Source organism: Paraglaciecola aestuariivivens (genome assembly GCF_052983255.1).
In genome coordinates, this window is record NZ_JBRKBA010000004.1 from 21,052 (window position 1) to 45,332 (window position 24,281).

At 41.1% G+C, this 24,281-nt stretch carries 21 protein-coding genes, 2 tRNA genes and 2 pseudogenes; 8 read left to right on the forward strand and 17 right to left on the reverse strand.

The window, feature by feature from the left end; genetic code table 11:
• Positions 1-42: 42 nt before the first annotated feature.
• From ACVCDT_RS06955 to ACVCDT_RS06970, 4 genes and pseudogenes are all read right to left on the reverse strand, one after another.
• Positions 43-276: pseudogene (locus ACVCDT_RS06955) on the reverse strand (hypothetical protein); the annotation flags it as partial.
• A gap of 109 nt (positions 277-385) precedes the next feature.
• Positions 386-1,270: a LysR family transcriptional regulator gene (locus tag ACVCDT_RS06960; RefSeq protein WP_447132046.1), complete on the reverse strand. Its 885-nt coding sequence runs from the start codon at positions 1,268-1,270 to the stop codon at positions 386-388.
• Between the two features lie 22 nt (positions 1,271-1,292).
• Entirely contained in the window at positions 1,293-1,808 is a 516-nt protein-coding gene (locus ACVCDT_RS06965; protein ID WP_447132047.1) for a DUF6841 family protein, read from the reverse strand.
• Positions 1,809-2,086: 278 nt separating this feature from the next.
• Positions 2,087-2,335, reverse strand: a pseudogene (locus ACVCDT_RS06970) (iron-sulfur binding domain-containing protein); the annotation flags it as partial.
• Positions 2,336-2,450: 115 nt separating this feature from the next.
• Here ACVCDT_RS06970 and ACVCDT_RS06975 point away from each other — a divergent pair.
• A complete protein-coding gene (locus ACVCDT_RS06975) occupies positions 2,451-3,842 on the forward strand; it encodes an alpha-amylase family glycosyl hydrolase (RefSeq protein WP_447132048.1) in 1,392 nt (463 codons plus the stop codon).
• A 99-nt stretch (positions 3,843-3,941) separates the two neighbouring features.
• Here the strand turns inward: ACVCDT_RS06975 and nth are convergent, their stop codons facing one another.
• The 9 genes from nth to ACVCDT_RS07020 all read right to left on the reverse strand — a co-directional run bounded on the left by nth (position 3,942) and on the right by ACVCDT_RS07020 (position 10,754).
• Positions 3,942-4,574 (reverse strand): endonuclease III, encoded by a 633-nt coding sequence (nth, locus tag ACVCDT_RS06980; protein WP_447132049.1) that lies wholly within the window; start codon positions 4,572-4,574, stop codon positions 3,942-3,944.
• A gap of 65 nt (positions 4,575-4,639) precedes the next feature.
• On the reverse strand, positions 4,640-5,338 hold the full coding sequence (locus tag ACVCDT_RS06985) for an electron transport complex subunit E (protein WP_447132050.1): 699 nt from the start codon (positions 5,336-5,338) through the stop codon (positions 4,640-4,642).
• Positions 5,331-6,014 carry an electron transport complex subunit RsxG gene (gene rsxG, locus ACVCDT_RS06990; protein WP_447132051.1) on the reverse strand — a complete coding sequence of 228 codons (684 nt, stop codon included), beginning with the start codon at positions 6,012-6,014 and terminating at the stop codon, positions 5,331-5,333. Before rsxG ends, ACVCDT_RS06985 begins: the two co-directional genes overlap by 8 nt.
• A complete protein-coding gene (gene rsxD / locus ACVCDT_RS06995) occupies positions 6,011-7,105 on the reverse strand; it encodes an electron transport complex subunit RsxD (RefSeq protein WP_447132052.1) in 1,095 nt (364 codons plus the stop codon). Before rsxD ends, rsxG begins: the two co-directional genes overlap by 4 nt.
• Positions 7,102-9,225, reverse strand: coding sequence for an electron transport complex subunit RsxC (rsxC, locus tag ACVCDT_RS07000; protein WP_447132053.1), 2,124 nt, complete (start codon positions 9,223-9,225; stop codon positions 7,102-7,104). The genes rsxD and rsxC overlap by 4 nt, the downstream gene beginning before the upstream one ends.
• A gap of 9 nt (positions 9,226-9,234) precedes the next feature.
• Positions 9,235-9,801, reverse strand: a complete 567-nt coding sequence (rsxB, locus tag ACVCDT_RS07005) for an electron transport complex subunit RsxB (RefSeq protein WP_447132054.1) — start codon at positions 9,799-9,801, stop codon at positions 9,235-9,237.
• Positions 9,801-10,382, reverse strand: a complete 582-nt coding sequence (rsxA, locus tag ACVCDT_RS07010) for an electron transport complex subunit RsxA (protein ID WP_447132055.1) — start codon at positions 10,380-10,382, stop codon at positions 9,801-9,803. The genes rsxB and rsxA overlap by 1 nt, the downstream gene beginning before the upstream one ends.
• A 167-nt stretch (positions 10,383-10,549) precedes the next feature.
• Positions 10,550-10,626, reverse strand: a tRNA-Asn gene (locus tag ACVCDT_RS07015).
• Between the two features lie 51 nt (positions 10,627-10,677).
• A tRNA-Asn gene (locus ACVCDT_RS07020) sits at positions 10,678-10,754 on the reverse strand.
• A 980-nt stretch (positions 10,755-11,734) separates the two neighbouring features.
• Between ACVCDT_RS07020 and ACVCDT_RS07025 the strand changes: the two genes are divergently transcribed.
• The 3 genes from ACVCDT_RS07025 (at position 11,735) to ACVCDT_RS07035 (ending at position 16,169) form a co-directional block, all read left to right on the forward strand.
• Complete coding sequence (locus ACVCDT_RS07025) at positions 11,735-13,120, forward strand: MATE family efflux transporter (protein ID WP_447132056.1); 1,386 nt, start codon at positions 11,735-11,737, stop codon at positions 13,118-13,120.
• Positions 13,117-15,126 (forward strand): excinuclease ABC subunit UvrB, encoded by a 2,010-nt coding sequence (gene uvrB, locus ACVCDT_RS07030; protein ID WP_447132057.1) that lies wholly within the window; start codon positions 13,117-13,119, stop codon positions 15,124-15,126. Before ACVCDT_RS07025 ends, uvrB begins: the two co-directional genes overlap by 4 nt.
• A gap of 122 nt (positions 15,127-15,248) precedes the next feature.
• On the forward strand, positions 15,249-16,169 hold the full coding sequence (locus ACVCDT_RS07035) for a LysR family transcriptional regulator (protein ID WP_447132058.1): 921 nt from the start codon (positions 15,249-15,251) through the stop codon (positions 16,167-16,169).
• Positions 16,170-16,233: 64 nt separating this feature from the next.
• On the opposite strand, the gene queC is transcribed toward ACVCDT_RS07035, so the two are convergent.
• Positions 16,234-16,890: a 7-cyano-7-deazaguanine synthase QueC gene (gene queC, locus ACVCDT_RS07040; RefSeq protein WP_447132059.1), complete on the reverse strand. Its 657-nt coding sequence runs from the start codon at positions 16,888-16,890 to the stop codon at positions 16,234-16,236.
• Positions 16,891-16,969: 79 nt separating this feature from the next.
• Here queC and queE point away from each other — a divergent pair, with 79 nt between their 5' ends.
• The 3 genes from queE to ACVCDT_RS07055 are packed head-to-tail and all read left to right on the forward strand — an operon-like array spanning position 16,970 to position 18,966.
• Positions 16,970-17,662, forward strand: coding sequence for a 7-carboxy-7-deazaguanine synthase QueE (gene queE / locus ACVCDT_RS07045; RefSeq protein ID WP_447132060.1), 693 nt, complete (start codon positions 16,970-16,972; stop codon positions 17,660-17,662).
• A 19-nt stretch (positions 17,663-17,681) separates the two neighbouring features.
• On the forward strand, positions 17,682-18,086 hold the full coding sequence (locus ACVCDT_RS07050; protein WP_447132061.1) for a DUF6841 family protein: 405 nt from the start codon (positions 17,682-17,684) through the stop codon (positions 18,084-18,086).
• Positions 18,087-18,099: 13 nt separating this feature from the next.
• Entirely contained in the window at positions 18,100-18,966 is an 867-nt protein-coding gene (locus ACVCDT_RS07055; RefSeq protein ID WP_447132062.1) for a transporter substrate-binding domain-containing protein, read from the forward strand.
• 51 nt (positions 18,967-19,017) lie between these two features.
• On the opposite strand, the gene asnB is transcribed toward ACVCDT_RS07055, so the two are convergent.
• Positions 19,018-20,685: an asparagine synthase B gene (gene asnB / locus ACVCDT_RS07060; RefSeq protein WP_447132063.1), complete on the reverse strand. Its 1,668-nt coding sequence runs from the start codon at positions 20,683-20,685 to the stop codon at positions 19,018-19,020.
• A 249-nt stretch (positions 20,686-20,934) separates the two neighbouring features.
• On the reverse strand, positions 20,935-22,581 hold the full coding sequence (locus ACVCDT_RS07065) for a M28 family metallopeptidase (RefSeq protein WP_447132064.1): 1,647 nt from the start codon (positions 22,579-22,581) through the stop codon (positions 20,935-20,937).
• Between the two features lie 78 nt (positions 22,582-22,659).
• On the opposite strand from ACVCDT_RS07065, the gene ACVCDT_RS07070 reads away from it, so the two are divergent.
• Entirely contained in the window at positions 22,660-23,481 is an 822-nt protein-coding gene (locus ACVCDT_RS07070) for a DUF3025 domain-containing protein (RefSeq protein ID WP_447132065.1), read from the forward strand.
• Here ACVCDT_RS07070 and ACVCDT_RS07075 read toward each other — a convergent pair.
• Positions 23,468-24,175: a YIP1 family protein gene (locus tag ACVCDT_RS07075; RefSeq protein ID WP_447132066.1), complete on the reverse strand. Its 708-nt coding sequence runs from the start codon at positions 24,173-24,175 to the stop codon at positions 23,468-23,470. The two genes, ACVCDT_RS07070 and ACVCDT_RS07075, sit on opposite strands and share 14 nt — an antisense overlap.
• Positions 24,176-24,281 lie beyond the last annotated feature (106 nt).

A 24,281-nucleotide genomic window follows, 5' to 3' on the forward strand; every position in this document is an offset into this window, starting at 1 on the left:
GTTGCCTCTATATTTACACATTGTCTAGATATTGCAATTAATTTACCAACAGAATAAAGAGCTGCTTGTGTAATTACGACCCTTATCTATGCGGGCAATACAGGTGCAAAGGCCATGTAGTATTAACCAGTGATGCATATCGACTTTAAACTCAGCAGGCACTACTTTTAATAGTTTTTCTTCTACTTCTTTGACGTTTTTTCCTGGGGCAAACTTGGTGCGGTTTGATATTCGGTCAATGTGGGTGTCTGCCGTTATGGTTTGCCAACCAAATGACAATGAATGCAGAAAGAGTAAGTTTAAAAAATATGAAAATCAGCCTCGTATTAGTTTGGCTGCTGAGTTTAGACTTTTTAGGTCCATTGTATCGTTCTTTTCAGGTTACTCATTCATTTATCATGTTGTTTTGGCCGATAATCAACGCTTTTTTTGCTCGCAAACTATCGACTAAAAAGGCTTTTAATTCTTTAATACGTGGCGTATGTGCCAAGTTTGGATGACTTAGCACCCATAGGTCTTGATAGGGGGTGGGTTTTGAGTTTTTTATACCGACTAAATTTTGAAAGTGAGGTGCGATATAACAGGCACCTCTTATCATCCCATAGCCCTGGTTTGCCATTTGATGGCGCAAAGTTAAATCGGACACACTAAGCACTACCTTTGAATTAGGGTAAGGTGAACGTTCAATCCAGTCAGGTTTGTTAAAAGAGTTTGTGTGAATTATCCATTGATATTGTTCAGGCGGTGTATTGTCTAAATATTCTTGCGTAGCGTAGTACTGAGTAGCAATAGGGAACAACCTATGCCCCACAAGGTGCTCATCCGGTGAATTTGATACTCGTACTACTACATCTGCTTCACACTTCTCTAGATTTACGAGGTCGTAAGAGGTGTCAATATTAAGTTTAATATGTGGATGAGATTGTTTGAACTGAATCAGTTCATCAAGGAGTAAAAACTGTAAAATGGGTGGAGGAACCGAAAGCGTAATCTCGCCCACTAAATCGAGCTGGTGAGCTCTTTCAAATAACTTATCCTGAGCAACTAATGAATCGATTTTTTGGGCTGAAATAAGCAGCTTTTCGCCAAGAGGTGTCAATTGGTAGCCACTGCTAGTTGGCTCTGCTACGTAAGAGCCAATTCGCTTATTTAACGTGGCTAGACGTCGCGATACCGTAGCGTGATTAACTCCAAGTTTATAGGCCGCGTTGCGCAAAGTCTTGCCTTTATGTATGGCCAATATAAGTCGATAATCGTCCCAATTTTGCATAGGTTTATCCATTTATAATATGCTAAAGTTTTTTCACTCCATCAGCATTATGCACTGTAAAAGAAGTAATGCGCCATTCATTGTTGTTTTTTCGCAACAGGTAAGTTACACCAACGCGGTTAAATTCATCGCCAGTTTGTTTGTAACGCCCCGCGATATTGCTCGCTATCGCTAGGTTTTTATCGATCATACGCACATTCACGTTAATCCATCCAACACGCTCAACCCCCTGACTTTTAAGGTTATCTAAAAAAGATTGAGTTCGAAGGTAAAATTCAGATGAGTCGATAATGTAAGGAGAAACAGAAGACGACATCACCATTATGGTATCGGCATACAAATATGGGGCGTTTTTAAACTCTTTTGTGTGTAAATAGTGATTGTATTTTTCCATGTATTTATTAAAAAAACTTTTTATATCAGTGACTTCTTGTTGTTTTAAAGGCTCTGTTGAGGTTATCTCTGCTCTTGCTTGTGAAGAAAAGTAAACGGTAAAGCACATCACGCAAAGTAACATATAGTTTGTGAATAATTTCATTGTTTCAATCCTTTATTATCGTTTTCTGCATGGGCTGGATGTGAAAGTAAAAGCCTCAAAATTGCTCTTATTTCAATTCTCTTGCAAAAGGCATAAATGTAAGTAAGAGAGTTTGGTAAATATACTAACAATATAGAGAAGCTGTTACATGGAGTGTTTTTCGGGCATTTTGTTGCGTTTATGCAACAAGTGATACTGTGAAGGGGGAGAGCACAAAAGTGACTTTATAAAACCGAAGGAAGAGCTTAGCGCTAATTATTGTAGTCGTGAAGATAAAGCTATTCAGTCTTATCTTTAAACTCACACAAATCTTCAATTATACAAGAGCCGCAGCGCGGTTTACGGGCAATGCAGGTGTAACGCCCATGTAGTATTAACCAGTGGTGTACGTCTACTTTAAACTCAGCTGGCACCACTTTTAATAGTTTTTCTTCTACTTCTTTGACGTTTTTACCAGGGGCAAACTTAGTGCGGTTTGATACTCGGTCGATGTGGGTGTCTACCGCTAAGGTGGGCCAACCGAATGATAATTATCGTAGATAGGCATTAAGACTTACATACGTATTCATGTTAATAGTTTATTGAAAATAATTTCACTACATCGCATATTGTTAAAACTTAATCGTTTAAGGGGGTTTATAAATGAAAAACCTTTCAATAATATTACTATTTTTAGGGCTGTGTGCCTGCACTAATATAAGTAAAAAAACTAAGACAACAAATATTTCCTCTAATTATGTTCCACAAGAATATGTGAAGTTAACGCATCCTCAGTGGAGTAAGAACGCAAGTTTTTATCAAATTAATACGCGACAGTTCACACCTGAAGGAACATTTGCAGCCGCTGAGCATCAACTACCACGATTAAAAGAACTTGGCGTAGATATTCTTTGGTTAATGCCGATTCATCCGATTGGCGAAGAAAACAGAAAAGGATCCTTGGGTAGCCCTTATTCAGTAAAAGATTACTACGGTGTTAATCCGGAGTTTGGTACCTTAGATGACTTAAAAAGCTTTGTTAACGCTGCTCACGAATTAGGTATGTACGTTATTTTAGATTGGGTAGCAAATCATAGTGCTTGGGATAATGAATTAAGACATAAGCACCAAAATTGGTATACAAAAAATTCGCAAGGTAACTTTCAACCTACGCCGTGGTGGGATTGGTCAGACATAATCGACTTTGATTATAACGTACCAGAAATGCGTGAATACATGACTGATGCAATGAAGTATTGGGTCAAAGAAGTAAATATTGATGGCTATCGATGTGATGTAGCTGGTTTTGTTCCTCTCGATTTTTGGGAAAACGTTAGGGCGGAGCTAGACGCGATCAAGCCCGTTTTTATGTTAGCTGAATGGGAAATGCGTGATTTACATGCTAAAGCTTTTGATGCTACTTATGCATGGTCTTGGCAGGAAGCTATTCATGATATTTTAAGTGGTCACGCTGATTTAAATAGATTGTTTGTATACTATTCATGGAATGAGGGAGCGTATCCGAAAAATAGCTATCGGATGACGTATGTTTCAAATCACGATGCTAATTCATGGGAAGGAACCGTGTTTGAGCGTTATGGTAGCGAAGAAAAAGTAGCGACAGCAATCGTATTGTCTATTGTCGGTGAAGGTATGCCATTAATTTATAATGGACTTGAAGCTGGGAATATTAAGCGGCTTGAGTTTTTTGAAAAAGATCCTATCGAATGGAAAGAACATAAATTTAAGCCATTGATTCAGAAGCTCTTAGCTTTGCAGAAACAAAATAGTGCGTTGTGGCATGGTAAATATGGCGCGACAATGGAGCGTATTTATAATACTAATCCGACAGAGGTGTTTAGTTTTATCCGCGAAAATACCAAAGATAAAGTGTTTGTTGTGATTAATTTTTCTGATAAAGAGCAAGATATTCAATTTATGGGTCCACAAACAGCTGGAGTATATACAGAGCTATTTAGCAAACAAAAGGCAACGCTTACTGAAGACGCAAGCCTTAAGTTGGCGCCTTGGGAGTATAGAGTTTATGTCCGGTAATGTTTAAAGGTTAAGCGTTTATTTGAGGTTTTCAAATTAAGATAATCATACGTAGGGCACATATCGTATGATTATCTTAATATTTCAATTAAAAATTAGTTACTCAGTCTTTTCTTTAAACTCACATAAATCTTCAATTATACAGCTGCCACACTTTGGCTTACGCGCCACACAGGTATAACGTCCATGTAAAATGAGCCAGTGATGTACATCTACTTTAAACTCTGCTGGTACAACTTTTAATAGCTTTTTTTCTACTTCAACAACGTTCTTACCCATAGCAAATTTAGTGCGGTTTGATACTCGGTCGATGTGAGTGTCTACCGCTATGGTGGGCCAGCCAAAAGCTGTGTTCAGCACCACATTCGCGGTTTTTCTGCCCACCCCTGGCAATGCCTCTAGGGCTTCACGATTTTCTGGCACTTGGCTGTTATGCTGATCTATTAGAATTTTGCAGGTTTTAATGACATTTTCAGCTTTGGCGTTAAACAGGCCTATGGTTTTGATATATTCTTTTAAGCCTTCAACGCCTAAGGCATATATGGCTTCTGGAGTGTTGGCCACAGGGTAAAGTTTGTCTGTGGCTTTATTTACCCCAACGTCGGTCGATTGCGCAGATAAAATCACCGCTATCAATAACTCAAAAGGGCTACTGTAATTTAGCTCTGTGGTGGGGTGTGGGTTAGCATCGCGTAAGCGGGTTAATATTTCTAAGCGTTTTTGTTTATTCATTTTTGGTCGCTTTTTTCTTATTAAAATCAATGCCCTTGGTTAGCCAAGTTAGTTAGGCTTAGTGGTTAACTCTCAGCTGTGACTCTGGCTCGTTGCACCACTTTTTGCTCGGCTTTTAAGGCGAAAATTTTATCCATGTGGGTATCGAGTAGATTTTTTAATGCAATTAATAGCCCCATACATAAAAATGCTCCTGGGGGTAAAATTGCCAATAAAAATGGGCTGTCGGTTTCAAATACTGTGATTTTTAAACTGCTGGCCCAATCGCCTAATAATAAATTGGCCCCAGAAAACAAGGTGCCATAACCTAATAACTCGCGCATTGCGCCTAATAATACTAATACAGCGGTAAAGCCTAGCCCCATCATTAGCCCATCAAATGCAGATTTGCCCACAGAGTTTTTAGATGCGTAAGCTTCTGCGCGGCCAATAATGGCGCAGTTGGTTACTATTAATGGAATAAATATGCCTAGGGCTTGGTACAGGGTAAAGGTATAGGCATTCATTAATAACTGCACTATGGTGACAAAGGCAGCAATAATCATCACAAAAATCGGAATGCGAATTTCGCTAGGCACCCAGTTTCGAATAATAGAAACAGTAGTATTAGAGCCAATCAACACTAAGGTGGTGGCCAAACCTAAGCCCAAGCCATTGGTTAGGGTAGCAGTGACAGCCAAAAGCGGACACAAACCTAATAGTTGCACTAAGGCAGGGTTGTTTTTCCATAAACCCTGCCAACTTAATTGTTTAAATTCATTCATGGCTAACACTCGCTGTTGCAGTGATGTTTGGGCAATGCTGTTGTGAATTAAATATCTGATTTTTATTGGCTAAGTAGTAATCAGCCGCCAGCTTAACCGCTTTAACTACCGCTCTTGGAGTAATGGTTGCACCAGTAAATTGGTCAAATTTTCCCCCATCTTTTTTGACCGACCAAGTGGCTGTTTGTGTTGGTTCATAAAGTTGTTGGTTAAAATCTAGTACCCAGTCACTCACTCTTAACTCAATTTTGTCACCTAAGCCTGGGGTTTCTTTGTGCTCTAGTATCCGTACACCAGTGATTTTAGCGCTGTTACTTGGACCATCTGTAATGCCTACAACAAGGTTTATTTTGCCGCTGTAACCTTCCATTGCTGTGGTTTCTATTGCAACAGCTACCGCTTGGCCATCTTTAGTGGCGCGGTAAACCGCATGGGGCTCAGTTGTACCTAGTAGTTCGGGTGAGGTGACCCATACACAATCTTGCTGGATCACATTGTCGTAACTGTTTTTATCTAACACTGCATGTAACACTTTGAGTAGTTTTTGTTGTTGCTGTAGCGCTATTTGGTCTTTGGTACCAAAAAAGGTGAGTGCGATTAGCGCAGTGGTAAAAATAGCAAAGGCGGCTAAAATCAGTCCATTTTTAGCCATAGTGCGTTGGATTGAGTCTGTCATGACTTACCCTTATTGTTACTTGCACCTTTGGCGGCTGCATGTCCATAAGTGCGTGGACGGGTAAAATAATCGATTAAAGGCACGGCCATATTCATGATTAAAACGGCAAAAGCCACGGCATCTGGGTAGCCGCCCCAAGCACGGATCACATAAACCCATAGGCCAATGGCGGCACCAAAAATAAGTCGGCCTTTATTAGTGGTCGAGGCAGAAACAGGATCGGTGGCAATAAAAAATGCCCCAATAATAATGCTGCCATTAAACAGGTGGAATAGGCTATCTGGATGCAAGTCGCTGTCTACCAGAGACATAACCATGGCGCAAACCGCTAAACTCGCAAGCATGCTGACAGGTATGTGCCAGTTAATGACTTTTTGTTTAATTAAATACAGTCCACCTAATAAATACCCCAAACCTACCCAGCTAGACGCCACACCAAGGCCAGTAATAACGCTGTCGAAAATGGGGAATTCGACTGCTTCTGTATAGGTAAGACCTTGAGTCAATGCGGTTTTTACTGTGTCTAAAGGTGTTGCCATAGTACTGCCGTCTATACCCGTTTGTAACTGCACTATGCTAAAGCCTTCTTGGCTATAACCAGTGAAAATGGCATAAAAAGCATCAATAAAGTCGTGCCCATACTGACTTAAACCCAAAGGCGGCAGCCATTGTGTCATTTGTACTGGAAAAGACACCAGTAACATCACATAAGCCGCCATGGCAGGGTTAAATAAGTTAAACCCTAAACCACCATAGAGTTGTTTGACTATGGCAATGGCAAAAAAACTGCCAATAACCACTACCCACCAAGGAGCAAAAGGGGGAATGCTTACCGCTAGAAGCATGGCGGTGAGCACGGCACTGTTGTCTTTTATGGCTCGTTCAAAATCACGTTTGCGTAATTCTAAAATGGCCGCTTCGGTCACAACTGCAGTGATTACCGCTAAGATAATTTGAATTATGGTGCCCCAACCATAAAACCAGCTTTGTAATATTATGCCTGGGATCATGGCAAGCATAACCAAGCGCATTATCTGGCTAGTATCACGCTTGATATGTTGATGGGGTGAACTGGCTAGTCGATAGTTCATTGTGATTTATCTTGTTCCTTTTTTGCGGCTTGTTCTGCAGCTTTTTTGGCTTTAGCTTTGGCCACCGCTGCGGCTATACGACGCTTTTTTAATTCGAGTTGTTGATCTTCTTTTGACTCAAGCTTAGGTGTTGTGGAACTTTGGCTAATGTCAGTCTCAGTTACTTCGCTGGTTTTAGCCAAGCGTTTGGCTTTAGCTTTAGCCACAGCTGCGGCAATTTTAGCTTGTTTGTCTTGATCTATTGGTGGTTTATTATCGGCACTTTTGCTTGTTGGTTTTTTGCCCTTAGGGGCAACATTTTGCTCAACCTGCTCAACCTGCTCAACCTGCTCAACCTGTTCAACCTGCTTAGGCTCATTTTTAACTTGTGGAGCCGAAGGGCTAGACGCTTTTGCTTGTTCTGCAGCTTGTTTTTTAGCTTTTGCACGGGCTATCGCCGCTTGTACTCGAGCATTTGAGCTGGAAGCTGGCGTTTCAAGCTTGGCTGGTTTGTCAGAGGTTTCAACCTGAGTATTAGCAGTAGAGCTTGCCTTGCCTTCTACTGCTTGGTCAGGCTCTTGGCTTTGTTGGGCTTTTTTAGCTTTAGCTCTAGCTAAAGCCGCAGCAATTTTGTCTTTGGCATTATTGCCTTGGCTTTGCATGGCGGCTTTTCTGGCTTCTGCCGCTAAGCGATGTTTTTCTTCCCGAGCTTGTTGTTCGGCTTCTAATCGCGCGGCGCGTTTTTCAAAGCGCTCACGAGCTTTGTCGGCTTTTTGTTTTTCTTCTTGTTCGATTCGAATTTCTGATTTGGCCACACGATAATAATGCACCAAGGGAATTTCACTTGGGCATACATAAGCACAGGCGCCACACTCTATACAGTCAAATAAATTGTATTCTTGGGCTTTATCTAGCTCTTTAGCTTTGGCGTGCCAAAACATTTGTTGCGGTAGCAAGCTAGCAGGGCATACATCGGCACAAGCACCGCAGCGAATACAGGCTTGTTCATTCGTACTAGACACTTCTTGTTCGCTAGGCAATAAAATACAGTTAGTGGTTTTAACCACAGGTACTTGATCGCTGACTACAGAGAAACCCATCATAGGGCCACCCATTATGATGTTTTTCTTGGTTTGCATGGCGCTTTTATATTGCGCATGTTGCATTAGATCTGAAATAGGAGTGCCAATCATTGCCCACAAATTACAAGGTTTATCAACTGCTTGTCCTGTGACAGTTACCACCCGTTCGACTAGTGGTTTGCCAGCAAAAATAGCATCGGCTATGGCATAACAGGTACCCACATTATGCATGATCACACCTACGTCTACCGGCAGACCTTGGGCGGGGACTTCTCTATTGGTTAACACTTGGATCAGTTGTTTTTCGCCACCCGCAGGGTATTTAGTGGGCACTGCTACAACTCGGTAATTAGGGTTTTCGCGACAGGCCACTTGCATGGCTTCTATGGCCTCGGGCTTGTTGTTTTCAATCCCAATGATCACATGTTTAGGGTTTAACAAGTGAGTTAAAATGTCTATGCCTTGGCGAATTTGCCACCCATGTTCACGCATTAAGCGATCGTCTGAGGTGATATAAGGCTCGCACTCTATGCCATTAATAATCAAAAATTCGATATCTTTTTTAGGCGAAGACTTAATATGGGTAGGAAATCCAGCGCCACCCATTCCACTAATACCCGCATCACAAATTTTTGTGAGTACCTGCATTTTAGCTACATTTTGATAATCGGCTAAAGGCTCAAGGGAGATCCACTGATCTTGCTGATCACTTTGAATTTCTACCGTTAGCTCTGGAATACCTGAGGGATGCGCTGAAACATGTGGATGAATGGCGACGATTTTACCCGAAGTAGGTGCATGCACTGGCACCGCAAAGGGGTTCATGCTTTTAGTTAATGCTTGGCCTTTTAAGACACTTTGATCAGGTTCAACTATAAGATGTCCTTCGACGCCAATATGCTGTTTAACTGTGACATAAAGCTTATCTGGGATCGCCTGTTTTTCTATAGGCGTTTGGTTAGATAGGTATTTTTGCTCAGCAGGAAATACCCCTCCAGGAAAGTCCCATAGTTCTTGGTTATCCAGTTTTTCGATGATTTGATCATAATTATCAGGCATGTTGAGCACTTATCCTATTTGCTTAATAGGAATGGCCTGCATGTCCCATTTCCACGAAGATGGATTTTCTGCCACAGGAACCATGTCGATACAATCAACAGGGCAGGGGTCGACGCATAAATCACAGCCAGTGCATTCGTCTATTATAACAGTATGCATTTGTTTGGCTGCCCCTAAAATGGCATCCACTGGGCAAGCTTGAATACATTTAGTACAACCTATACATTCGTCTTCTCGAATGTAGGCCACTTTTTTAATATCTTGTGAGCCATGTGCTTCATCTAAAGATTTGGCTTCAACCCCCATTAAGTCGGCTAGCTTTTTTATGGTGGCATCACCGCCTGGTGGACATTTGTTAATTTCGTCTCCATCAGCAATGGCTTGGGCGTAAGGTTTACAACCTGGATATCCACATTGACCACATTGAGTTTGAGGCAAGATTTCGTCGATTTGATCCACTAAAGGATCGCTTTGTACTTTAAAGCGAACTGCGGCAAAGCCTAAAATAAGGCCAAAGATTAGTGCTAATACACCAATGGCGATAAGCGCACTAAAGATAGTCAAAGATAACGACATTAAAACTTCACCAAACCAGTAAACCCCATAAAGGCCAGCGACATTAAACCTGCGGTAATCATACCAATTGAGGCACCTTTAAAAGGTTTAGGCACATCGGCCACAGCTAAGCGTTCGCGCATGGCGGCAAATAAAATCAGTACTAAAGAAAAGCCGATTGCAGCGCCAAAGCCGTAAACAACAGATTCCACAAAGTTATGTTGTTGATTAATATTTAACAAGGCCACGCCTAAAACTGCGCAGTTTGTGGTGATCAGAGGTAAAAATATGCCTAAAAGGCGATACAGAGTAGGGCTGGTTTTATGCACTACCATTTCGGTAAATTGCACAACCACAGCAATAACCAGAATAAAACTTAGGGTACGTAAATAACCTAAGCCTAATGGAATAAGTATATAGTGCTCAACTAAATAGCTCGACAGAGACGCCAAGGTCAGGACAAAAGTGGTGGCCATAGACATGCCTATAGCAGTTTCTAGTTTTCCAGAAACCCCCATAAAAGGGCAAAGGCCTAAAAACTGCACCAACACAAAGTTGTTTACCAGTACTGTACCTATTAATAATAATAAAAATTCGGTCATCTTTGCGGAATATTAGCCTAGGGTAATTACGACCCGCCTATTATCGTTATTTCAGAGTGCATTAACAACTTGATATTAAAAAGTTTATTGGCAAATGCTGGAAATCTTTAAATAAAGCTGAATTCATTAAGGAAATGACTAAGGCGTGTGGGTGTTGCGCTTTGAATTGGCTCCCCCTCCCCGACTCGAACGGGGGACCTGCGGATTAACAGTCCGTCGCTCTAACCAACTGAGCTAAGGGGGAATTCAATTTGTATAGTATTTAGCGTAAGACACTTAATACTCGAAACATATTTGGCTCCCCCTCCCCGACTCGAACGGGGGACCTGCGGATTAACAGTCCGTCGCTCTAACCAACTGAGCTAAGGGGGAACTCTATGCTTCTGTTAAATATCAAGTCAGTGTTTGAACCAAGCTGATTTTCAACGGTGGCGAATGTTAATGAGCATACTGCCTGCTGTCAACACTCAATTTCAGGTTTTTATGCTTATTTGTATGATCTTTGGGCGATCAGTTAATTTATTGCAAAATAAAGCAAAAATTGCTGGTTTAATGCGCACAAAAAGCTGAGCAATAACCTCAGTAGCAGTATAAATTTTTATAAGCTGGTTTTTAATTTCTTTATAGCTTTTTGTTATTAATAATTTGTTGATAGCTGTATGTATAGTCAGTAATTAACAAAACTGTAACCTTGACTGGCGACACTAAAGGTTAGTATTTACTAACAGAAATTATTGTCGACACCTAGCGCAAAGGGCGCCAATTAAAGGGCGAGGGCAGTTATCCACGAAAGCTGTGGATAACCTTGTGAATTAAATTGTGTAGAGAGTGGATCTGGCTAGGCTATCTTTGTCAATAGTTTAAATAATAAATTCAAGGTGATTATTATAAATCTTTATATTTCAAAGGCTTATCTTTTTTGTTGATAGTTCGGCAAACTTAAGGCCAAGTATGAATTTTGTAATAAACATGCTTGTGTGTTGTTTTTAAAGAGAAAATTTAATTACTAGATTTATTCTTAATTTATTTTAAATTTTGCTGTCGGTTATTTTTACATCAATCAGAGGTTTTTATTTTCTACTGGTAAATTTTTGCCTAAAAGTGTCAATTAACAGACACTCGTTTGTAGTAAAAAAGATACAGTATGAGATTTGAGTTTGTTAACAACTTTGTAACATGCAAAAAGACTAAATATTCCCATGAAGAATAATAAATCGCGTATTATAGGCAAATTAACTAAAGGGTTAATAAGTGCAAGCAAATGCATAAATAAAAAGATCAAAATCAAGCTTTGATCAAAACTGACTAACCCTAGTGTGCTGTTTATTGACTAATTAAGAATGAGAACCCTATTGACCACCTCCAATAATTCCAAATCAGACCTCGATTTATTGCAAGACGACATTGGTCCTACTTTGCGAAAAATGACCTTACCTATGATCGCTGCCATGGTGATGTTGATGACCTTTGGTTTAGTAGATACCTTTTTTATTGGAATGTTAGGTACCCAACAATTAGCCGCCATTAGCTTTACCTTTCCAGTTACTTTTACCGTTATCAGCTTAAATATAGGGCTGGGAATTGGCACATCGGCAGTGATAGCCAAGTTATTAGGGGCCAAACAACATTCAAAAGCCAAAGAAACCGCCACTGGAGCTTTAATGCTAACTATGGTGTTGGCGATTTTACTGGCCATTATAGGTATGCTGAGCATTCAACCTATTTTTAGCCTAATGGGCGCAGATCCTCAGCAATTGGTGCACATTCAAGATTATATGTTGGTGTGGTACGCAGCTGGGGTGTTTTTAGCCTTACCTATGGTGGGCAATAGTGTATTGCGCGCTTCAGGTGATACTAAAACTCCCAGTTACATTATGGCGGCAGGGGGCTTTATTAATGCTGCCTTAGATCCTATCTTAATTTTTGGTTGGGGGCCTGTGCCAGCCTACGGTATACAAGGGGCTGCGATTGCCACCTTTATTGCATGGGCAGTGGGTTTATTCTGTGTGTTGTACATACTAGTGGTGAAACGTCAGTTAGTAGAAGCTAGGTTGCTTAGTTGGGCTCAGTTTAAACGCAGTTGCCAAGGCATTTTAAAAATTGGCTTACCTGCTGCTGGTGCCAATATGTTAACGCCTATAGCCGCAGGGGTAGTAACCGCAATAGTGGCGGCTTATGGGCCAGAGGCGGTGGCTGCTTGGGGCGTGGGCAGTCGATTAGAGTCAATCGCGGCTTTAGTGGTGTTATCTTTATCTATGTCTTTGCCGCCCTTTATTAGTCAAAATTATGGGGCGAATAACTTTGTTAGGGTGAAACAGGCCTATTTGTTATGCATTAAATTTGTTGTGCTGTGGCAGCTGGTTATTTATGTGCTGCTGGCTTTACTTGCCAACCCTATTGCAGAGATCTTTAGCCGTGAACCCGCCGTAATTCAAACCATAGTGTTGTTTTTATTAATTGTGCCTTTAGGTTACGGTATGCAAGGCGTAACTATATTAACTAATTCGTCTTTTAATGCTATTCACATGCCTATGTCTGCATTGTTGTTAAACAGTTTAAGGCTGTTTGTATTTTTTGTGCCTTTTGCCTTTATTGGTAGTTATTACTTTGGTTTGTTTGGGTTATTAATAGGAACAGTAGTAGCCAATGCTATGGTTGGCTTGTTGTCTTTTAGGTGGTTTAGAAAAGTGTTAATCGCACGTTTAGAGCATAGTGCTAATAAAAGTGGATCTGTATGAGTAGAGCATTCGAATTATCCTCAAGTTATTCGCCAGCCGGTGATCAACCTAAAGCAATCAAAGCCTTAGTTGAAGGTTTAGATGACGGCTTAGCCCGACAAATTTTATTAGGGGTAACAGGCTCGGGTAAAACCTTTACTATGGCAAATGTCATTAAAGAAGTGCAACGACCCACCCTTATCTTGGCGCACAATAAAACCTTAGCTGCCCAATTATATGGGGAAATGAAAGAGTTTTTTCCCAATAATGCAGTGGAATACTTTGTATCTTATTACGACTATTACCAACCCGAAGCTTATGTGCCCTCTAGCGATACCTTTATAGAAAAAGACGCCTCTATTAATGAACACATAGAACAAATGCGCTTGTCGGCAACCAAAAGTTTGATGGAAAGGCGAGATGTTATAATAGTGTCAAGTGTGTCGGCTATTTATGGGTTAGGAGATCCTGAATCCTATATGAAAATGTTGGTTCACTTTCGCCAGGGCGATATTATGGATCAACGTGATATTTTGCGCCGCTTAGCCGAAATTCAATATACCCGCAATGATGTGGCCTTTGAGCGAGGCACCTTTAGAGTTAGGGGCGATGTGATCGACATTTTTCCTGCTGACTCTGAACGTCATGCCATACGCGTGGAGTTGTTTGATGCTGAAATTGAACGCATCAGCGTGTTTGACCCGTTAACCGGTGCGGTAGAAAAAACCGTAACACGAGCAACGGTTTTTCCTAAAACCCATTATGTGACCCCAAGAGAAAAAATTCTTGATGCCATTGAGCATATTAAAGTAGAGCTCAAAGAGCGTCGCGAACAGCTTAAATCTGTTAATAAGTTAGTAGAAGAACAAAGGGTAGCGCAACGTTGCCAATTTGATATTGAGATGATGCAAGAGCTAGGGTATTGCTCGGGCATTGAAAACTATTCACGTTACCTATCTGGCAGACCACCGGGCGATCCTCCTCCTACCTTAATCGATTATTTTCCTGCTGATGGTTTGTTATTTATTGATGAATCCCATGTCACAGTGTCACAAATTGGGGCTATGTATAAAGGCGATAGATCGCGCAAAGAAACCTTAGTGGAATATGGCTTTCGCTTACCTTCGGCTTTAGATAACCGGCCATTAAAGTTTGAGGAGTTTGAACGAATTTCTCCACAAACCATTTATGTATCGGCCACCCCAGGTAAGTTTGAGTTGGCCACCGCCCCTGATGATATTGTTGAACAAGTGGTACGTCCAACGGGTTTGATTGATCCTGAGATTGAAGTTCGTCCTGTGGGCACTCAAGTGGACGATTTGCTTTCAGAAATTCACTTACGCGTGGCTAAAAACGAAAGAGTGTTAGTGACCACATTAACCAAACGCATGGCAGAAGATCTTAGCGATTACTTAGACGAGCACGGGGTAAAAGTGCGCTATCTACACTCAGATATAGATACAGTGGAGCGCATCGAAATTATCCGCGATTTACGCATAGGTAAGTTTGATGTGTTAGTTGGCATAAACTTGCTTAGAGAAGGCTTAGATATGCCTGAAGTGTCGTTAGTTGCCATTCTAGACGCCGACAAAGAAGGCTTTTTACGTTCAGATCGCTCTTTGATCCAAACCATAGGTCGTGCCGCCAGACACATTAATGGTAAGGCAATTTTATACGGCGATAGGATCACAGGCTCAATGCAAAGAGCAATGGAAGAAACTGACAGAAGACGAGAAAAACAAAAAGCTTACAACTTAGAACATGGCATAACTCCCATGCAACTTAATAAACCTATTACCGATATAATGGATGTGGGTGATGGAAAAGCAGACGGTAAAGTGAAACTGCGCTTAGTGGCCGAATCTAAAAAAGGTTACCAAAGCTTAAGCACACCACAGTTATTACAAAAAATTGCCGAGCTAGAAAAGCTTATGTTTAAAGCTGCTAAAGAGCTTGAGTTTGAAAAAGCCGCGAATTTACGTGATGAAATTGAAGCCTATAGAGCGCAGATCAGCAAAAACTCTTAAGGGTATTTTTAGGTAAAAACTAGCCGGATGTGAATTGATGTAAAAATATCCGTTGTAATCCGGCCTAGCGTTTTCTACTATGTGCTTTAGTATCAAGAACTATACCTATAAGTGGTGCTGTTATGTTAAATCGTCTGCAAGAATCAGATATCAAATTATTACGCGTATTTTACGCTGTGGCCTCATGTAATGGCTTTACTGCGGCCGAACCTGTGTTACGCATGCAACGTCCAAATATTAGTGCGGCCATTAAAAAACTCGAAGAACGCTTAGACTTAGTTTTATGTCATAGAGGCCGAGGCGGCTTCCAAATGACCAAAGAAGGCGAAGTGGTGTTTCAAGAAACCAAGCGCATCTTTAATTCATTTGATAACTTTGTATTTAATTTAAAAAGCTTGCACGACGATTATTCTGGACACATTACTTTAGTGATGATGGCAGGCTTGCCTTTGTCTTATCACTTAGCGGTGAGTAAAGCCGTTAAAAGTACCATGAAAAAATTCAATGATATTCATGTGAATATTCAAACTCGTTTATATAACGAAGTGGAACACGTGGCACTTTCGGGTGAATGTCATTTAGTTTTGTCTACTTACGATATGGTAAAACCTGAGTCTGTTACCTTTCACCCTGTTGAAGTCTCTTGTACAGGCCGTTTGTATTGTTCGCCAGCACATGTATTAGCCAAATATCGTGATGGTTTACCCGATAATATAAAGATTGGTGATTATCCGGCCATTGGTATTTCGGGTTTGTCCTCGGCTAACTATATTTCTGATGACACGCGCATGGCCATACAAACCTTTTCTGATTCTTATGATGGCTGTTTATCGGCAATAATGACGGGTGAATATGTAGGTTTGTTACCTGATTATGTGTTAACTAACCAAGCAGCAGGTTTAGGCTTAGTGCCAGTAGGTAAAAATTTGTTTGAGTTTAAGCACGATTTGTTTGTGATGAACGGTAAAAATACCCGTTTAAATCCTGTGCTTAGGCATTTAATTAAAGAAATAAGCTACTTTATTCAACAAGTCGAAAACTAATCAAGCAGCGCTTAAAAAGATAAAACCGGCTAAATCAGTATTTAGCCGGTTTTTTATGGTCGGTTTATTCGTAGGCGAGAGGGTCGGTGACAGCATTGTCGGCAAAAGCTTCAAGCCTTTCTTGACAGGCTCCACACTTTCCACAGGCTTTTTCGCGGCCGTTGTAGCAGGTCCAAGTCAGCGAGTAATCTAAGTTCATAGCCAATCCTGCGGTTAAAATAGCGGTTTTGCTCACCTCTAAAAAAGGTGTAACGATTTCTACCGCTTCGTAATTGGCAATGGCACACACATCATTCATCTTGTGGACAAACTCTGGGCGACAATCTGGGTAAATAGCATGGTCACCAGAATGGGCGCCATAAAATACTTTGGTTGCCCCTAGGGATACCGCATAACCTACTGCCATAGATAATAAAATCATATTACGGTTTGGAACCACAGTGGTTTTCATGCTTTGCTCTTCGTAGTGACCTTCAGCTACCTCAATATCAGAGGTTAAAGATGAGCCTCCTATTAACTGGTTGATGGTAGAAATATCCACTACTTTATGGGCCACGCCTAATTTTTCGCAGGCTCTAGCGGCGTAGGTTAATTCCTTTTTGTGTCTTTGACCGTAATCAAAGGATAACGCATGAATTTCAAAACCCTGTTTATGGGCATGGTGTAAAACAGTGAACGAGTCCATTCCGCCAGAAAAAATGACGACTACCTTTTGTGACATGGGCTTAGCTTCTTTATAATCAATTGAATACGCGCAATTTTAAGTGATTTAAGGCAAAATTCCCACTAAAGGGAGCGTCATGCCCAAAGGAAACCTTTTGAATACCTATAAAATAAATGAAATTTTTGAATCCTTGCAAGGCGAGGGCAGCTACACTGGCTTGCCTTCTATTTTTGTTCGTTTGCAAGGTTGCCCTGTTGGTTGCCCTTGGTGTGATACCCAACATACTTGGACTGTGGATCCCGCGCGGCAAAAAGAGCCAGAACAAGTCATGCAACAAGACTATGAGTCAGAAGACTGGTTTGCTTTATCTTGCCCCGAGTTTTTAGCTTTATACAATAACAAAGGCTACCAAGCTAAACATATAGTGATTACCGGCGGTGAGCCTTGCCTATATGATTTAACCGATTTTACTAGTCAGCTAATTGCAGCAGGCTTTAGTGTGCAAATTGAAACCAGTGGCACCTACGAAATTCTTGCTCATCCCGATACCTGGGTAACAGTTTCGCCCAAAGTGAATATGCCTGGTGGCCGAAAAGTGTTGGCCAGTGCCATGCAAAGAGCCAATGAAATTAAACATCCTATTGCCATGCAAAAACACATAGAAGAATTAGATGAGGTATTAACCTTGTTGGCCGATCAGCCCATGCCAAATGTTTATTTGCAACCTATTAGTCAACAAAAGCGCGCCACCGAGCTTGCAATTAAAACCTGTATAGCGCGTAATTGGCGCTTGTCATTACAAACTCACAAATTTATTGGAATCGAATAATAAGGCTGTAACTACAAGCATGAATGCAGAACAATTTTTACAGGATTACGCCAACGCATTAAATAGGTTTGATCCGCAGTTAGTAAAAAATTTTTGGTTGGCCCCTACTGTGATAATGCAAGAACACAGTAAAAAAATAATGATGAATAACCAAGATATTGTCGAGGCTTTTAAACTTACCTTAGGGCAATTGCAGCAGCATGGGGTGGCCAAAATGGTGCCCGAGTTGCAACAAAATTTGCAGATGTCTGATACTTTATCTTTTTCTAAACTGAGTTGGCAATTTTTTGATAAACACGGCAGTGAAATGTTTCAATGTGCGTCATCTCATACTTTACAAAAAATGCCAAACGGTGAGTTACGTATCATAGTGATAGTAGTTGAAGACACACAAGATGCCTTAGCTAAAATATTTCCTTTATAGAGGTGAATGTATTATGAGTAAATGGTTAGCCTTATTTTTGCTGGGCTGGAGTTGTCAGGCGTTAAGCGCAACTTGGCAAATTACTTATCCGCGTACTGACGAAAATGGCGCCCAAATTGATGCCTACCCGTTAAAGCTTTTAGCCTTAGCATTAGATCAAACTGGGGTTAAATATCAATTAGTGGCGTCAGAAAACGAGCTGCCTAAAAACAAAGCTCTAGCCCGCCTTAAAGACAACCGCGAAATCAACATAGTATGGGGCATGACCACAGAGCAAAGGGAACAAGACTTTTTGCCTATTCGCATTCCTATTTTTAAAGGACTAATTGGCTGGCGGTTATTGCTTATTCGAAGTGATATGTCAGCCCGTTTTAAATATATTCAGCAACTTGAGCATTTAGTTAAATTAAGTCCAATTCAGGGACGAGATTGGCCCGATACTAAAATTTTACAATCCAATGGCTTTGACGTGGTGACTGAAAGTAGCCATGAGGCAATGTTAGCCATGTTAGAAAATGCTCAAGGGGATTTTTACCCTAGATCTATTGTTGAAATATGGCCTGAAGTTGACAATCTAGCCTCCAATAGCCCAATTAATATTCAGAGTAATTTAGCTCTGCATTATCCTGCTGCTGTGTATTTCTTTGTTAATAAAAGTGGCTTACCTTTGGCCAACTTAATCGAAAAGGGCTTAGAAAAAGCAATTGAGAGTGGGCAATTTGATACTTTGTTTTTAGAAAGCTATGGCGCTTTTATTGAAAAGTCACAGTTGCAAAAACGTACTATTTATTCATTGCAAAACAATTTTTTGCCTGAGAAAACTCCCCTTAATCGCAAAGAATTGTGGTTTGAAGGAAGCCTTAATACCGCGCCCAAATAAAAAAGCCAAAGTGTTAGTCACTTTGGCTTAATTAAGCAGCTAGGTTAATCCTTAAACCTTGCCGTGAATGCTTTTCATTGAACGCCCTGACGGGTCAGCATTATTTTTAAAGCTTTCATCCCACTCTAATGCTTCTACTGTACTACAGGCTATAGACTTGCCACCTGGTACACATTTAGCTGCGGTTTCTTGTGGGAAATAGCTTTCAAAGATAGTGCGGTAAAAATACCCTTCTTTGGTATCTGGGGTGTTAGTGGGGAACCTAAATTCCGCAGACGCAATTTGTTGATCATCTACTTGGGTTTCAACAAAGTCTTTAATGGAATCAATCCACGAATATCCTACGCCGTCTCCAAATTGCTCTTTTTGACGCCATAATACTTCGGCTGGCAGGTACTCGTTATTGTCAAAGGCTTTACGTAAGATCCATTTTTCCATTTTGCCGTCTAAGCACATTTTGTCTTGTGGATTTAGGCGCATAGCCACATCCATAAACTCTTTATCTAAGAAAGGCACACGGGCTTCTACCCCCCAAGCCGAGGTCGATTTATTGGCACGGGCACAATCAAACATATGCAAACGTTCAAGCTTACGTACGGTTTCTTCGTGGAATTCTTTGGCATTGGGTGCTTTGTGGAAATACAAATAGCCGCCAAAAATTTCATCAGCACCTTCACCCGACAGTACCATTTTAATGCCCATAGCTTTGATTTTGCGGGTCATTAAATACATAGGGGTAGCGGCACGAATAGTAGTAGTATCGTAGGTTTCTAAGTGATAAATCACATCACGAATGGCATCTAAGCCTTCTTGAATAGTAAAGTGAATTTCGTGGTGTACTGTGCCTATCATATCGGCAACTTTCTGGGCCGCTAATAGATCAGGTGCACCTTCAAGACCCACAGCAAAAGAATGCAAACGAGGCCACCAGGCATCAGATTGATCGCCATCTTCAATGCGTTTAGCCACATATTTAGCTGCCACAGCAGAAACTAAAGAAGAGTCTAAACCGCCCGAAAGTAATACAGCGTAAGGTACATCAGACATTAAGTGTGACTTAACCGCTTTTTCAAAGGCAACTTTTAGGTCTTCTAAGTTAGTTGGGTTGTTTTTAACATTGTCGTATTGCATCCAGTCGCGCTGGTAATACTTAGTTAATTCACCGGTTTGGCTCCACATAAAATGCCCAGGCGGAAATTCTTGAACGGTTTTGCACACTGGCACTAGGGCTTTCATTTCTGAGGCCACGTATAAATTACCGTGTTCGTCGTAGCCTGTGTATAGCGGAATAATGCCTATATGATCTCGCGCAATAAGGTAGGCGTCTTTTTCTTGATCGTATAATACAAAGGCAAACATGCCTTGTAATTCGTCAATAAAGTGCACACCTTTTTGTTGATAAAGGGGCAAAATGACTTCACAGTCTGATTTGGTTCTAAAATCGTAAGGCCTGGCTAAATTGTCTTCTAGCGCTTTGTGATTATAAATTTCGCCATTTACGGCTAACACTTGATTATTATTGCGGCTAATTAGCGGTTGAGCGCCTGTGTCTACGTCGACAATGGCCAAACGTTCGTGACATAAAATCGCATTATCATTATTCCAAATGCCTGACCAATCTGGGCCACGGTGGCGAAGTAATTTGGAAAGCTCTAATGCTTGCGTTCTAAGTTCTGTGACATCACTCTTGATGCCCAGAATACCGAAAATACCACACATAAAAATTGTTCTCTTAATTGCATGTTTAAAGGGCTTGCTATTCCTTGCTGGAAAGCCTGAGTGTTCGATTTTTACTCGCTTAAGCGGGTAAACCGTAGTTTTGAATGTGCCAGTCTGAGAAAAAAAAGCAAGGACTAAGTGATATTTTCTTACACCAGTTGGCTATTAGTAAGAATAAAGCGAATTAGAGTAGGTTTGAATTGGGTTACAGGCCAAGCAAAGACCTGTAACCTAAAGTCGAGTTAAGACTTAATTGGGGCGTTGAAACTCACTGGTGGCCGACCATTGTGGCCAGTCAGATGAAGTAACCAGTGCGTGGCTAACTTCAAATAACACTTGAGTGTCTTGTTGCATGCCAGACAAGTCCCAATTTTCGCGAAAATGATCACATACCTGATGATAACAACCTGTAGTGATCACTTCAGTACGTTTGCGATAAGCTGCGGTGGCTTCATCAATAGGCTCCATTCCACCTTTGGCGTATAAGGCTGGCACACCTTGTTTGGCAAAGCTAAAGTGATCAGAGCGATAATAATAACCGCGCTCTGGGTGCTCTTCTTGGGTTAAATAGCGGTTTTGACGTTTAGCTGCGGTTTCTAAATAGCGCTCTAGTTCAGACTTGCCCATACCTATTACTGATAAATCTTTCGTTTTACCTGCCACACTCATGGCGTCCATGTTGATGTTGGCCACGGTTTTGTTTAAAGGAATAATAGGGTACTGAGCATAATATTTAGAGCCAAGTAGTCCTTGCTCTTCGGCGGTTACCACTAAAAAGGTGGTAGAACGTTTGGGCTTGTTATTCAGCTTAGCAAAGGCTTTGGCCATTACGAGTGACGACGCCACACCTGTAGCATTGTCCAGCGCGCCATTGTAAATTTGGTCGCCTTGTTTACTTTCATCTTTACCTAAATGATCCCAATGGGCGGTAATAATCACATGTTCATCAGGTTTTTCGCTGCCTGGTAAGGTGGCAATCACGTTGTAACTTTTAGATTTTTTAAAGCTGTTGTTCACTGTCACTGAAGCGGTTAAGCCCAACGCTTGATTGTATGGACCGGCAATGGCTTTGGCTTTTTGTTCGGCAAAGTTAAGGCCAGCATCGGCAAAGACCTTGTGTGCCGCTTCTGTGGTTAACCAGCCTTCAACTGCAACTCGATCCGCATTGCCATTTTCGCTAACTAAGCCATATTGTGCACCACTCCAGCTATTGGCAACTACCGACCAACCATAAGAGGCAGGGGCGGTTTCGTGAACGATAAGAGCGCCCGCTGCACCTTGGCGACTGGCTTCTTCGTATTTGTAACTCCAGCGACCATAATAGGTCATGGTTTTGCCTTGGAATTTTTCACCTGTGGGGTTTTCAAATCCTGGATCGTTGACCAAAATTACCACTGTTTTACCTTTAACATCTAAACCTTGGTAATCATTCCAATCGTATTCTGGTGCATTTACCCCATAACCCACAAAGACTAACTCTGAGTCTTTTAACTCAGCTACTGCCTGCTCTCGGCTAGTAGAGGCTATCATGTCGGTTTTATAGATAAATTGGTTATCGCCAATGCTTAGGCTCATATCCGGATCAGCAGTCATTTCGATTAAATCTACTTGCTGTAAATAACTGTCGCCGTTACCAGGTTGAAAACCTAATTGTTTAAACTCAGTGACTAAGTAATCTAGGGTTTTCTTTTCACCTAAAGTGGCCGGCGCTCGGCCTTCAAACTCATCTGAAGCTAAGGTTTTAATATGAGTTTTTAAATCATCTTGATTGATGCTTTGATAGGCCTGTTCAAAGTTGTCCACTTGAGTTTGAGGTTTAGCTTGTTCGGTGTTGCAGCCTGTTATTGCTAAAGCAATAGGCAGACACACTGCGAGTAATGAATGGCAAGTTTTCATAGAGTTGCTCTTGTAGTTAAAGAAGTAAAAGTTTATAACAGCTCGCATTTTTACATAGGATGGAAGGTTAGGGCAATTGTGAAAACCTGGCATCACGCATTTATTCAGCAACTCTCTATGTTGCCCATGCAACAACTCGAGCAAGTTTTTGCTTTGAGCCAATTTCAAAACTGGCCAAATGCCGAGGGCTTAAATGCCTTAAAGCACAGATTAATGGCTAGCTCAAAGGCCTGCCCAGAGTTTATTTGTCAAAATCAATTAGCGCCTACAGAGCAATACTATGAGCAAATTATTTTTGAACAAGGCCTGATCCCAACTCGACCAAATAATTGGCACGACCTGTTTAACGGACTGATTTGGCTACAGTTTCCTAAAACCAAAGCCTTGTTAAATAAATTGCATGTAGAAGATATTCAGGAATATGGTTTATCGCCACGTACCTTAAGACGCAATAATATTACTCACTTTGATGAATGTGGGGTGGTGCTCACTTATCAACAAGGCAGTGAAGCAGAGCAATTAATTGCCGAATTAAAACAGCATAACTGGCAACTGGTTTTGCTAAAAAATAGGCATTTATGGGGCAAGCAACTTAATAGTTTTATGTTTGGCCATGCAAACTTGGAAATGCTGTTGCAGCCTTTTATAGGGTTAACCGGTAAATGGTTGGCGCTAGAGGTGACTAGCGAATTTGCTGAAATTGATTATCAGCAAAAATTACACGAGCTTGATAAACGTTTGACTGAAGTGCTTAACCAACAAAACTTGATGGCAAATAAAAAGCCGTTAATGCCACTGCCTCTGTTAGGCATCCCAGGAGTATGGGATGCCAATCAAGATCCGAGCTTTTATGACAATACCGATTATTTTCGGCCTAAGTCAAAATTTACAGGGCAATAGTTAAGGCCCAAATTGACCAAATAATTAAATAAGGGGCAATGGCGATAGTGTAGGTGCGTTTAGTTGATAGCTGGGTCCACTGGCTCAAGCCCACCGCAATTAAATACATTACCCAAATGCTTTCTAAACGAATACTTTGCATTAATGATGACCATTGTGACCCCATATCCACCGAAAAAATAAAAGCCAAAGAAGTAGGTGAAATACTAATGGGTGATAGTTGAGTATCTTGTGCCAAGGTCACAATTAAAATGGCTAATAGGCTAGACACCATAGCTGGCAAACTGACCCACCAAGAAAATCCATACCAGTCTGTATAGCCTTGCACGCACTCTTCGTCGGCTTTTGTGACTATATTTAAATACAGCGCTAATATTGCGTTAGCTATAATTACCGCAAAAGCTGAGCCAAATACCCCAGTCCAAACCGATTGCGATTGATCGGCCATGGCGTTTCGCACTGCACTTTGTTCAGCTGGACTCATTTGACCAGCAATAGATTGCACCATGAGCTCGTTGTACCAAGCAAAATCCACAAAGTTAAAATACATGTATACCGGCACTGCGCCCACAATAGTGACCAATAAAAATGGGATCCAAGACCAATTATGAATGTCACTTATGGTGGCAAAAACCTGATTAGGCTTACCAACTATAAGCTTTATGGCTTGAAAGGGATTTGTTACCGCTTGCATGTATTTCTCCAAATAAATTACTGCCAAAGGCAAGTGTATGATAGATAAGGTTATCAGGTCTTAATTTGTCGGATATTGTTACATATTTTTTTTCACAACTGCATGT

Bases quoted from the DNA above. Each gene is read 5' to 3' on its own strand.
- ACVCDT_RS07055 (WP_447132062.1), top strand. From the start codon at position 18,100: ATGAGTAAATGGTTAGCCTTATTTTTGCTGGGCTGGAGTTGTCAGGCG.
- ACVCDT_RS07035 (WP_447132058.1), top strand. From the start codon at position 15,249: ATGTTAAATCGTCTGCAAGAATCAGATATCAAATTATTACGCGTATTT.
- queC (WP_447132059.1), bottom strand. From the start codon at position 16,890: ATGTCACAAAAGGTAGTCGTCATTTTTTCTGGCGGAATGGACTCGTTC.
- ACVCDT_RS06985 (WP_447132050.1), bottom strand. From the start codon at position 5,338: ATGAATGAATTTAAACAATTAAGTTGGCAGGGTTTATGGAAAAACAAC.
- rsxB (WP_447132054.1), bottom strand. From the start codon at position 9,801: ATGTCGTTATCTTTGACTATCTTTAGTGCGCTTATCGCCATTGGTGTA.
- uvrB (WP_447132057.1), top strand. From the start codon at position 13,117: ATGAGTAGAGCATTCGAATTATCCTCAAGTTATTCGCCAGCCGGTGAT.
- ACVCDT_RS06965 (WP_447132047.1), bottom strand. From the start codon at position 1,808: ATGAAATTATTCACAAACTATATGTTACTTTGCGTGATGTGCTTTACC.
- queE (WP_447132060.1), top strand. From the start codon at position 16,970: ATGCCCAAAGGAAACCTTTTGAATACCTATAAAATAAATGAAATTTTT.
- rsxD (WP_447132052.1), bottom strand. From the start codon at position 7,105: ATGAACTATCGACTAGCCAGTTCACCCCATCAACATATCAAGCGTGAT.
- asnB (WP_447132063.1), bottom strand. From the start codon at position 20,685: ATGTGTGGTATTTTCGGTATTCTGGGCATCAAGAGTGATGTCACAGAA.
- ACVCDT_RS07050 (WP_447132061.1), top strand. From the start codon at position 17,682: ATGAATGCAGAACAATTTTTACAGGATTACGCCAACGCATTAAATAGG.
- ACVCDT_RS07075 (WP_447132066.1), bottom strand. From the start codon at position 24,175: ATGCAAGCGGTAACAAATCCCTTTCAAGCCATAAAGCTTATAGTTGGT.
- ACVCDT_RS06975 (WP_447132048.1), top strand. From the start codon at position 2,451: ATGAAAAACCTTTCAATAATATTACTATTTTTAGGGCTGTGTGCCTGC.
- ACVCDT_RS06960 (WP_447132046.1), bottom strand. From the start codon at position 1,270: ATGCAAAATTGGGACGATTATCGACTTATATTGGCCATACATAAAGGC.
- rsxC (WP_447132053.1), bottom strand. From the start codon at position 9,225: ATGCCTGATAATTATGATCAAATCATCGAAAAACTGGATAACCAAGAA.
- nth (WP_447132049.1), bottom strand. From the start codon at position 4,574: ATGAATAAACAAAAACGCTTAGAAATATTAACCCGCTTACGCGATGCT.
- ACVCDT_RS07065 (WP_447132064.1), bottom strand. From the start codon at position 22,581: ATGAAAACTTGCCATTCATTACTCGCAGTGTGTCTGCCTATTGCTTTA.
- rsxG (WP_447132051.1), bottom strand. From the start codon at position 6,014: ATGACAGACTCAATCCAACGCACTATGGCTAAAAATGGACTGATTTTA.
- rsxA (WP_447132055.1), bottom strand. From the start codon at position 10,382: ATGACCGAATTTTTATTATTATTAATAGGTACAGTACTGGTAAACAAC.